This window comes from Stenotrophomonas sp. PA-6-5C (assembly GCF_021605635.1).
In the GTDB taxonomy this organism is placed as follows: domain Bacteria; phylum Pseudomonadota; class Gammaproteobacteria; order Xanthomonadales; family Xanthomonadaceae; genus Stenotrophomonas; species Stenotrophomonas lactitubi.
Map to the genome: position 1 here is coordinate 1 of NZ_WKEE01000094.1, position 10674 is coordinate 10674.

A 10674-nucleotide genomic window follows, 5' to 3' on the forward strand; every position below is an offset into this window, starting at 1 on the left:
CGATGGCTTTGACCGACGTGGAGGTCTTGCAGGCTTCTTTGGCGACCTGCAGTTTGAATCGAGCTTCGTACCTGTTCATGTATCCCTCGGGGTTGGATCTGGCGTCCAACTCCCGGGGGTCACTTCAGGGATGGGTTTACGGCGTCCCCCGCAACCGGACCCACCCCGCCATCCCACAGGAAACCCGCTTTGGCTTTAGGCCGTTGCCGTCGCCGTTGCCTCTGCGGGAGCCGGGCGGCAGCCCGGCCGATACCTTCAGGCGGGTTGGCCGAGCTGTGCGGGCGCGCGCATCAGGGTGTCGCGCGGCAGTTCGCCAAAGACTTTCCGATAGTTGTCGGCAAACCGCGACAGATCCCACAGCCCACAGCTGAGGGCGATGGCCTTGACCGAGCGCCGGTTGGAATCGGCCATCGACAGGCTGCGGCAGGCGGCGCAGAGCCGCAACATCGACAGGTAGCGATTGGGCGAGGTGCCGAACAGATCCTCGAACGCATAGCGCAGGCCGCGTTCGCTGACACCGGCGGCATCGCAGATTTCATTCATGTAGATATTGCGGCGCAGGTTGAGGCGCATGAAGTTCTCCGCCCGCTGCGCGATAAGGTAATGCGTGCGGCGGGCACGACTGCAGTTGGGCCGATCGGCTGGACCCGCACCGAGCAGTGCCTGGATATGCTCATGCAACAGACGCTCGGTTTCTTCTGGCTGCAGCCCCCCACCCTGCCCCAGCTGCGCGTGCAGCTGCTGGTAATGACGTACCAACGGCACTGCATCATCGCCAAGGTTGAACAACGAAAGTGCCTGCCCCGCCGGTGGCGTGCTGCGCAGACTCAACTCGGTCAGCTTGCGCTGCACGCGCGCGACCGGCACCAGCATCAGCGTCAACTGGGTACCCGGGCTGAGGGTGAATTCACTGATGCCTTCAGGCATCACGGTCAACGCCATGCCCGGCGTCAGCGGCACGCCATGGCACCAGCTCAATGCGTCATCGGTGGTGTGCAGGTAACCGAGCATGGCCCAGTCGGGGGGCAGCATGAATCGCCCGCGGCAATGGAAACCGCAGCTGATGCTGCAGAACAGGGCTTCCTCATGAACACGCGAAGCGAATGCCGCGCGCGGACCATTGCCATCAAGCAGCAACAGCTCCACATCGCACACGCGGAGCACGCCGCTCAGCGTGGCCAGGTCGATCGACCTGAGATCGCCATCGTCGTTGTCTTCCACCCCACCATCGACCATGACAGTGTCGTCCCCCGTTTGGTCTGCTGCACGACCCGCCCCCACTGCCTGACAGGGCGCACGCCGTTTCCAAGAGCATCGTCCGTTGCCGTGATGGTCGCTGCGTAGGACGCGCGTCCATCCATGAAAATGCAAAACCTTGAATGCGAGTATGCCCGATAATCCGCGGCCGTAAACAGGATGTTTCAAGGCTGCCGGATTATCGACTGCGTGAAGCAGATGTGCACGCGAGTGGCATGGTTTTCGCATGCGCGCAGATTGACCTCACATTATCTGCACGAGCATGAATCGTTTTGCGCAGGAACGGATTTACGTCACAGATCCGGATCGGAATATTCAGGAATTCAACGAATCTGCCGAATTTGCATATAGGTTCCGGTTGCAGGGAACCGCCATTCAGGCAAAGTCGAATACACGGTGATCGGGCACGCAGAAAGCGGCCACACCCAGGGGGACAGCATGACCATGCACGCACGACATAACCGCTTCGACCACCGGCCTGGTGCCGTGCGGTCGCGGTTGCGCGGCCGCTGCCCTGCCCGGGAATGATCACCCTGCTTGAGCACAGCGGGATTGCCCGCCGTGCCTCCTCCGCCAGGATGGCGGGGGCCTACGGACGGTCCCGGCGGAGCCGGGCCACCGCCCATGCAGGTTTCCTGCAGCAACTGACAGGTAGAGGGAGACAACCGTCATGAACGCATCGATCCGCAAGTTCCTGAAAGAAGAAGATGGCGTGACCGCGCTCGAATACGGGCTGCTGGCCGCCGTGATCGCCGGCATCCTGATCGTGGTGGGCAGAACCCAGATCACCGCGTTCTTCACCACGTTGTTCACCCGCCTGCAGGCCATCGCCACCGACGCCACCACCACCTAGCCGTCGCGCGGGGTGCACCACCTGCGGTCGCCCCCATGGCGACCGCGGTGGCCGATGAAGGGGTCTGCAACTGTCCAATGACGGACGAAGAGGGTGTGCGATGACACTGCTGGGATTGCTGGCCATGGGAGTGTGTCTGCGGATCGCGATCAGCGATCTGTACGCCCGCCGCGTGCCCAACGCCTGGCTGCTGGCCGCGTGCGCGATCGCCGTGCCACTGATCATCGCCGACCAGTTCAGTGCAACGCGCACGACCTGGGCGCCACACCTGCTGGGCGCGGCACTTGGCCTGCTGGCTCTGCTGCCGTTCTATGCGGTGCGCTGGATGGGCGCGGGCGATGTGAAGTTCTTCGCCGTGCTCGGCCTGCTGCTGGGCTGGAAGGCATTGCTGCCGGTATGGGTGCTTGCCAGCCTGGCCGCAGGCGCCCACGCCATGCTGGTGATCGTCGGACGGCAGTTGGCCGGTCACCTGCCGCTGCGCCTGCAGATGCAGGTCAATCGCGCAAGCACGCACTGGAATGGTCACCCTGCCCTGCGCGAACTGCATGCCGCACGACAGGGTCGACAAGGCATTCCCTACGCCGCCTACCTGGCCTTCGCGGCGATTGGCTGGGTGCTGTCAACGACTTATGGAGGCGTGGCATGAAAGCATTCGCACGTCACCGCCAGCGCGGCGTGGCCAGCATCGAATTCGCGCTGATGCTGCTGCTCGGCCTGGTGCCGCTGTTGCTGTTCACCTTTTCCGGCGTGCTGATCATGGCCGCGCAGCAGACCCTGGCCACGGCCTCGGCCGAGGGCGCGCGCGCTTCGCTGCGCTATGGCAGCGCCGGCGAGCGGCGCACCGCAGCCTGCCTTGCGGCCCGCCGCTCCATGCAGTGGCTGCTGCAGTTTTCCGGGCAGAACCCGGACTGCAGCGCTGGCGGCTCCGGTGCCATCGTGGTCTCACCGCAGGCGCCCTGCGCCGGCCTGGCGACGGTGCAATGCATGACCGTAACCGTGAGCTACGACTACAACTCCCACCCCTTCCTGCCCGGCACCGCCACGCTCTATGGCTGGGTGATGGGGGCCCCCATTCGTAGCGTCGCGGTCGCCCAGCTGGACCTTGGCAGCAACTGACGATCGGTACAGGAGACGTTCTTCATGCTCAAGTTGACCCGCATCGCCGCCATCGCCCTGATCGCGCTCGCCGTGCTGCTCGCCGTGGTCGCCTTCGTGATCGGTCGCAAGCCGGCGGCCTCGGCGGACAACCCGAACACGATCGTGAAAGCCGATGCGCAGACCTTCAGTGTCGTTGAAGCCATCGCGCGGCTTCCCGCCGGCGAGCCGATCAGCGCCAATGGCGTGCGACTGACACAGCGCACCGCAGAAGTGCCGGGGGCGGCGGCCGACCTCGCGGCGGTGGTTGGCAAGGTGCCGGTGCAGGACATCAGCGAAGGCAGCGCGATTGGCGCCAGCCTGCTCGCGCAGGGCTTCTCACTGCAGCTGCGGCCGGGTGAACGGGCACTGGCGGTGCCGGTCGATGAGCTGGTCGCGGCAGGCAACCGCATCCTGCCCGGCGATTTCGTCGACGTCTTCCTCAACCTGCGCAGCGCCGCTACCAGCTACAACGGCCAGCAGGACATCGCACAGACCCGTTTGCTGCTGTCGCGCCTGCGCGTGCTCAGCTACGGCCAGCAGGACATCGCCGTGGCATCCACCACCACCCAGGGCGAAGCACCGGCCACGGCCAACAACGACTCACGCGCGGCCGACATCACCAGTGGCTCCAGCAGCACCCACAGCAACGCAAACGGCAGCGATGCCACGCAGCCGGCTCGCACCGCGGTGCTGGCGGTACCGGTGGCCGACGCCAACCGCCTGCTGCTGGGTGCACAGCAGGGCAAGCTGTTCCTCGCCCTGCGCAACCCCGCCGATACCGGCCTTCCGGACCTGGCGCTGTTCCCGCAGGCGCGCGGCGTGCTGGACCCGGTGCGCGGCCTGGACAACGAACAGCAGCAGGCTCTGCAGCGACCGGAGAACAACGCCTACGCAGGTCTGGATGGCGACGCACTGGCTGGCCGCGGCAGCAGCGTGCAGCGCAACGCTCACGAAACGCCGGCGCGCGCACCGGTGCAGCGTCGCTCGACACCGCGGCCGGCGGGCATCGAAATCATCCGCGGCGACACCGCCGCCCCCCGTGGCTCCCTTTGACCCATGCCGAGAGCACACATGACTGAACGTCGCTACTGCCTACGCCCCACTGTCCGCCAGCGCTGGCTGGCCCTGCTGCTGGTGCTGCTGGCACCGGGTGCGAGCGTGGCTGCCGACGATCTGCTGCTGCAGACCCGAGAACAGCGGCCGTGGACGCTGCCAGCCGACCTGGAACGAGTTGCCATCGCCGACCCCGGCGTGGCTGACATCGTGATGCTGCGCGGCGCGCGCCAGGCACTACTGGTCGGCAAGGCACCGGGCACTACCACCCTGCTGCTGTGGCATCGCAAGCAGAGCGAACCGCAGCGTGTGCAGGTGCGCGTGCAGAGCGCCGTGCAAGGCGCTGCCGATACCGGCTCCAACGGGCTGGTATTCACCCAGCAGGACCACCAGGGGCTCCTGCAGGGAAGCAGCGACAGCGTGCTGGCGCACATGCAGGAACAGAAGACCGCGGTGATGGCACTGGGCAAGGACGGCAGCCTGGCCGACGCTTCCACCATCAGCAGCGGCGGCGTGGTGCAGGTCGAGGTCAAGGTGGTCGAATTCAACAAGACCGCGCTGAAGCAGATCGGCATCAACTTCCAGAACCGCAACGGTGGCTTCGCCTATGGATTCGCCCGACCGGGTGGGCAGCTGCCAGGCAACACCGGCATCCTTCCGGGCATGAAGGAAGGCGAGTCCAGCAACGAAAGCGAATCGCCGATCTCCTCGGCGTTCCGGCTGGTGTTTGGTTCGACCAAGGGCCTGTGGAACGCCGACGTCGACCTGCTGCAGGCCAACGGCATGGCGCGCGTGCTGGCCGAGCCGACTCTCGTTGCGCTGTCCGGGCAGAGTGCAAGCTTCCTGGCCGGTGGCGAACTGCCGATCCTGGAGCCGCAGGGTCTCGGCACGACCACGGTCACCTACAAGCCCTTCGGCATCGGCCTGACCGTCACCCCTACCGTGCTCTCACCCAACCGCATTGCGTTGAAGGTTGCGCCGGAAGCCAGCGACCTGGACTACACCAATTCGATCGCGCTGAACGGCGTGCAGATCCCTTCGATCACCACCCGCCGCGCCGATACCACCGTCGAGCTTGGCGATGGAGAGAGCTTCGTCATCGGCGGTCTGGTCAGTTCCACCGTCGCGTCGACGGTCAACAAGATTCCACTGCTCGGCGACCTGCCGATCATCGGTACGTTCTTCCGCAACTTCGACTACAAGCGCCAGGACAAGGAACTGGTGATCATCGTCACGCCGCGGTTGGTACAGCCGATTGCCCGCAATACCGAACTGCCGCTGCCCGGCGAGCGCGAAGCCAAGCCGAACATGCCCGAATGGGGCGCGTGGCTGCTTGGCCCGATCAGCCGCGACCCGGTGCCCGGTTTCTCGCGCTGACCCACATGACGTCTCCGGTACCACGCCCATGCCCTACGCCACTGCCCTGCCGCTGCACCCGCAAGGACCACCGATGAACCTGGTCCTGTACGGGATCGACCGCGAACTGCTGCCGCGCCTGGCTGCCAAGCTGCCGCCAGCCACGGCACTGCATTGGCAGGACAGCGGCGAACCGACCTCGGCACAGGACCTGCAGCGTGGCCCGCAGAACCTGGTGCTGCTCGACTTCCGCCCCGAGCATGCATCGGCATCGACGGTGCTGGCGCAGCAGCTGCAGCAGACCCAACCGGAGTTGACCCTGGTGGCGGTGGGCGCCACCAGCGCCGGCCAGGTTGAAGGCGTGGTGATGGCGCTGCGCGCCGGCCTGCGCGATGTGCTGGACCTGGACAGTGACAACACCGGCATCGAGGCCGCCCTGCGTCGCGCCCTGTCACCGCGGCCCGCCGCAAGCGCACAGCAGGCGCACAAGGCGCGGCTGATCGTGCTGCTGGGCGTGCGCGCCGGCGTCGGCACCAGCACCCTTGCTGCACATCTGTCGGTGCTCGCACAACAGACCCATACCCTGGCCCAGGGCGATGCAGCCGTGCAGGACGGGCTGCTGATGGAGCTGGCGCAGCCGGCCGGCGATCTCGCCCTGTACCTCAACCTGGACAGCCGCTTCCACTACGAAGATGCGCTGCGCAATGCCAGCCGCATCGATGCCACCCTGGCGCGCACCGCGATGGCACGGCATCCCAGCGGCCTGGTCCTGCTTGATCGCGCCAGTGGCAGCGACGCGCTGCCGCCGTCCGACCCTGGCGCGCTGCTGCAGCGCCTGCGCAGTGTGTTCGCCAGCGTGCTGTGCGATGCCGGCGGCTGCCCGCTACGGCAGTTGCCCCCCCTGTTGCTGGACCAGGCCGACGAAATCTGGCTGGTCGCCGACGCGTCCATCGCCACGCTGGTGTCGCTGGACCACGCCCTGAAGCACCTTTCCGGCCAGCGCGATCGCGAGAAGCGGCTGCAGCTGCTGATCAACCGCCACGACGACAACAGTGGCATGAGCCCCGAACAGATCGCGCGCCGCTTCGAGCTGCCGCTGCTGGCCACCCTGCCCGAGCGGCCACGGGTGCGCACGGCCGCCAGCCATGGTCATCTGCTGCTGCAGGATGCACCGCGCGACCCGTACCTGCGTGCCCTCGCCCCGCTGGTGCAACGCCTGGATCCGGCTGCCTGCCCGGTCCAGACGCATGGCCTGCGGGAAAGACTTGCCCTTGCCCTGGGTGGATCGCAATGGAAGACAAAGTGACCCCGTTCCCGCACGTTGTCGCCCGCAGCACGGTGCCGGAGCATGCACCGGGCAGCCTGCCGTTCGCACAGACCGAGCAGTACCAGAAGGTACTGTCGGCCGCGCACGAGCACCTGCTCAACAGCATCGAAGACGAGCGCATCGACATCGATTCCTGGGCCCCTGACACCATCGCCCGCTGGGTGGAGGTGCAGACGGTCAGTTTCATCCAGGAATGGCGCATCCCCATCAATGAAGAAGAAATGCAGGTGGTGGCCGAAGGCCTGGTCAAGGAGCTGACCGGGTTCGGCCCGCTCGATGACCTGCTGCATGACCCCACCATCGAAGACATCCTGATCAATGGCTTCAAGGATGTGCATGTCTCCCAGGGCGGGCAGCTCAAACGCGCGCCACAGCGCTTCACCGACGACACCCACCTGCTGCGCATCCTGCGCCGCATCATCGCCCCGCTCGGCCGCCGCCTGGATGATTCCAATCCGATGGTCGATGCGCGCCTGCCCAATGGCGGTCGCCTCAACGCGATCATCTCGCCATTGGCGGTGGACGGGCCGATGGTGTCCATCCGCAAGTTCCGCAAGGACCCCTTCACCCCCGACGAGCTGCTGACCAAGGGCACCTTCGATGCACCGATGCAGGCGCTGCTGAAGGCGATGGTGCTGGGCCGCTGCAACATCCTGGTCTCCGGCGGCACCAGCTCGGGCAAGACCTCGCTGCTCAATGCGCTGGCCAGCTACGTGCCGGCCAACGAACGCGTCATCACCGTGGAAGACACCGCCGAGCTCTCGCTCAACCACCCGCATGTCGTGCGCCTGGAAAGCCGCATCGGGGGCGCCGAGGGCCAGGGTGCGGTCAGCATCCGCGACCTGGTGCGCAACAGCCTGCGCATGCGCCCCGACCGCATCGTGGTCGGCGAGGTGCGTGGCGCCGAGGTGCTGGAGATGCTGCAGGCGATGAACACCGGCCATGACGGATCGATGGCCACCATCCACGCCAACTCGCCGCGCGACTGCCTGTACCGCATCGAGATGCTGGCCGGCTTCGCCGGCTTCCAGGGCAGCGAGGACAGCCTGAGGCGTCAGATCGCCAGTGCCATCGACTTCATCGTGCAGATCTCGCGCCTGGGAAGCGGCCGCCGCGTGCTGGTGTCGATCACCGAAATCACCGGCGTCAGCGACAACCTGATCACCACCCAGGAGATGTTCCGCCACGAAGTGCAGATCGATGGCAGCGGCAAGGAGATCGACCGCTGGATCGGTCTCGGCTTCCAGCCGCATTCGCACAAGCTGGAGCCGTTCCGGCAGTTGCTGCGCGAATCCCTCTACGGAGACTTCTGAGCATGAGCACTGGCCTGCTGCTGGGTGTGCTGAGCATCGTGTCGGTGCTGCTGGCGCTGGCCGTGTGGTTGTGGGGCACGGCCAGCAGCCGCGAACAGCGCCAGGCCTCCCTGCAGCATACCGAGCAGCAGTTGGCGCGTGGCACCGGCCTTGGCGCCAGCACCGCCACCGACGCGGCGCGGCAGGCACCGCTGCCTCCGCCAGGCCGCCGCACCCTGCCTTGGGATGGGCAGCTGCAACGTGCCGGCCTGACGCCGGGCTGGAAGCTGCCACTGCTGATGCTGCTGCCGGGCATCGCGCTGTCCGCATTCGCAGTGCTGCGCCTGGGCACTGCCTGGATGTTCCCGCTTACCCTGCTGCTGTACCTGCTGGGCTGCTGGCTGTGGCTGATGCGCCGCACCGGTAAGCTGCAGGCACAGCTGCTGCACCAGCTGCCGGACTTCCTCGACAACCTGGTGCGTCTGACCGCCCTCGGCAACAGCCTGCAGGCCGCCTTCCAGGTCGCCTCGATGCAGACCAACGCACCGCTGCGCGGCCTGCTCGACACCACTGTGCGCTATGCCCGTGGCGGCATGGACCTGGACCGCGCGCTCAACCTGGCCGCACAGCCCTACCGCATGGACGTGCTGAAGGTACTGGCGGTGGTGATGGGGGTGAGCGTGCGCATCGGTGGCCGTGCCGACCAGATCCTGCAGCGCATGGGCGACTTCATGCGTGACCTGGAACAGGCCCAGCAGGAGCTGGCCGCGACCACGTCTGAAACCCGCATGTCGGCGTGGGTACTGGGCCTGCTGCCACCGGCCAGCGCGGTGTTGATGGCGATCTCCAGCCCCGACTTCTTCCAGCCGGTGCTGCACGATCCGCTGGGTCACAAGATCCTGTTGATCGCCCTGTGCATGGAACTGACCGGCGCTTTCCTGCTGTATCGCCTGGCCAAATCGCTATGAACCTTCACGTCCACACAGGAGGCATCCAATGAGCGCCAGCATCTGGTTCGTGGCCGCCCTGCTGGTGCTGGCCGCCGGTGTGGCCCTGCTGGGGCTTGGCAGCTGGGTCCGCGGTCATCGCGAGGACCGCAGCGCGGCAACATTGAAAACGGCGCTGCGTCCACGCGAAAGCGATGAGGGCGGTGCCGATGCGCGCAAGGATTCACTCGGCTGGCTGGAGCAGTTCGGTCGTGGACTGAGCGGCGGGCGCCTGGAAACGGCGCTGCTGGCCGGTGAAGATCGCCTGCTGTTGGACCTGGCTGGCTGGAACACCCGCCGCGGCACCGCCATCTACCTGGGCCTGCGACTGCTGCTGGCGGTGCTGGTGCTGGGTATCGCGCTGGCCATCAGCGATGCCACAGGGTTGTCCAGGATCATGGTGGTGATCGGCGCGCTGGCCGCCGGCCTGCTGCTGCCGAAGTTCGCGCTCAGTGCGTGGGTCAAGCGGCGGCGGCGTGCCGTGAACAACGAACTCCCGCTGTTGATCGACCTGCTGCGCCTGCTGCAGGGCGTGGGCTTCAGCATGGACCAGAGCCTGCAGACACTGGGCGACAAGCTGCGCGACGCATTGCCGGTGCTGGGCGGAGAAATCCAGGAAGCGAATGTGTCCTACACCCACGGACGCACGCGCGCGCAGTCACTGCGGCGGCTGAGCGATGTGTACGGCGACGACGACCTGTCCAGCCTCGTGCAGTTGATCCTGCAGGTGCACGCGCATGGCGGCGCCGTGCAGGAACCGCTGCGTCAGTTCAGCATCCGCCTGCGCGAGCAGCGTCGCAACGCGCTGAAGGAAAAGGTCGGCAAGCTCTCGGTGAAGATGACCGTGGTGATGATGCTGACCCTGCTGCCGGCACTGATGCTGGTGCTGGCCGGACCGGCGCTGGTCGCGCTGGCCACTACCTTGTCGAAAATGGGATGACCTTCATGCCTGTCCTGCGCCCCGCCTGCCTGTTGCTTGCCTTGGTTGCCGCCGCTGCCGGCTGCAGCTCCACCACGCCGAAGTACCTGCGTGCGCCGAGCCTGGCCGAGCCGACGCCGGCCCCGCAGGACAGCCGCAACGCCTATCTGGAGTTGATCCAGCGCATGCAGCAGCAGGGCGCCTGGTACGCCTCGCTGGCGCACGTGGATGCCTTCCGCCAGCGCTACGGCGATACCCCGGCACTGCGCCTGCTGCAGGCCGACGCACTGCGCCAGACCGGCCAGATCGATGCGGCGCTGGCGTTGTACCGCGAACTCGGCAATGGCCCCCAGGCCGCGGCCGCCGCGCATGGCATCGGCCTGATCGCCGCCCTCCGTGATGATGACGACGGCGGCGAGCAGGCACTCGCACGTGCCACCCAGCTGAACCCCCTGAACACCGATTACCTGGGCGACCTCGGCTATGCACGGCTG

Annotated in this window: 10 protein-coding genes and 1 pseudogene; 10 read left to right on the forward strand and 1 reads right to left on the reverse strand. The window is 66.6% G+C overall.

The genetic code is table 11. From position 1 onward, the window contains the following. Positions 1-255: 255 nt before the first annotated feature. Positions 256-1236, reverse strand: a complete 981-nt coding sequence (locus GIW57_RS23100) for a helix-turn-helix domain-containing protein (protein ID WP_100465645.1) — start codon at positions 1234-1236, stop codon at positions 256-258. Positions 1237-1927: 691 nt separating this feature from the next. Between GIW57_RS23100 and GIW57_RS23105 the strand changes: the two genes are divergently transcribed. From GIW57_RS23105 to GIW57_RS23150, 10 genes and pseudogenes are all read left to right on the forward strand, one after another. Then, positions 1928-2110 (forward strand): Flp family type IVb pilin, encoded by a 183-nt coding sequence (locus tag GIW57_RS23105; RefSeq protein ID WP_025878547.1) that lies wholly within the window; start codon positions 1928-1930, stop codon positions 2108-2110. A gap of 100 nt (positions 2111-2210) precedes the next feature. Then, positions 2211-2756: a prepilin peptidase gene (locus GIW57_RS23110; protein ID WP_108266627.1), complete on the forward strand. Its 546-nt coding sequence runs from the start codon at positions 2211-2213 to the stop codon at positions 2754-2756. After that, positions 2753-3226 carry a TadE/TadG family type IV pilus assembly protein gene (locus GIW57_RS23115; protein ID WP_100465647.1) on the forward strand — a complete coding sequence of 158 codons (474 nt, stop codon included), beginning with the start codon at positions 2753-2755 and terminating at the stop codon, positions 3224-3226. Before GIW57_RS23110 ends, GIW57_RS23115 begins: the two co-directional genes overlap by 4 nt. A gap of 24 nt (positions 3227-3250) precedes the next feature. Further along, positions 3251-4300 (forward strand): Flp pilus assembly protein CpaB, encoded by a 1050-nt coding sequence (cpaB, locus tag GIW57_RS23120; RefSeq protein WP_236513046.1) that lies wholly within the window; start codon positions 3251-3253, stop codon positions 4298-4300. Positions 4301-4318: 18 nt separating this feature from the next. Further along, positions 4319-5677: a type II and III secretion system protein family protein gene (locus GIW57_RS23125; RefSeq protein ID WP_236513048.1), complete on the forward strand. Its 1359-nt coding sequence runs from the start codon at positions 4319-4321 to the stop codon at positions 5675-5677. 28 nt (positions 5678-5705) lie between these two features. Further along, positions 5706-6962 (forward strand): fimbrial protein, encoded by a 1257-nt coding sequence (locus tag GIW57_RS23130; protein ID WP_100465650.1) that lies wholly within the window; start codon positions 5706-5708, stop codon positions 6960-6962. Next, on the forward strand, positions 6947-8296 hold the full coding sequence (locus GIW57_RS23135) for a CpaF family protein (RefSeq protein WP_108266629.1): 1350 nt from the start codon (positions 6947-6949) through the stop codon (positions 8294-8296). The genes GIW57_RS23130 and GIW57_RS23135 overlap by 16 nt, the downstream gene beginning before the upstream one ends. 2 nt (positions 8297-8298) lie before the next feature. After that, positions 8299-9243 carry a type II secretion system F family protein gene (locus tag GIW57_RS23140; RefSeq protein WP_236513049.1) on the forward strand — a complete coding sequence of 315 codons (945 nt, stop codon included), beginning with the start codon at positions 8299-8301 and terminating at the stop codon, positions 9241-9243. Between the two features lie 28 nt (positions 9244-9271). Then, positions 9272-10201: a type II secretion system F family protein gene (locus tag GIW57_RS23145; RefSeq protein WP_100465653.1), complete on the forward strand. Its 930-nt coding sequence runs from the start codon at positions 9272-9274 to the stop codon at positions 10199-10201. A 5-nt stretch (positions 10202-10206) separates the two neighbouring features. Next, a pseudogene (locus GIW57_RS23150) lies at positions 10207-10674 on the forward strand (Flp pilus assembly protein TadD); the annotation flags it as partial.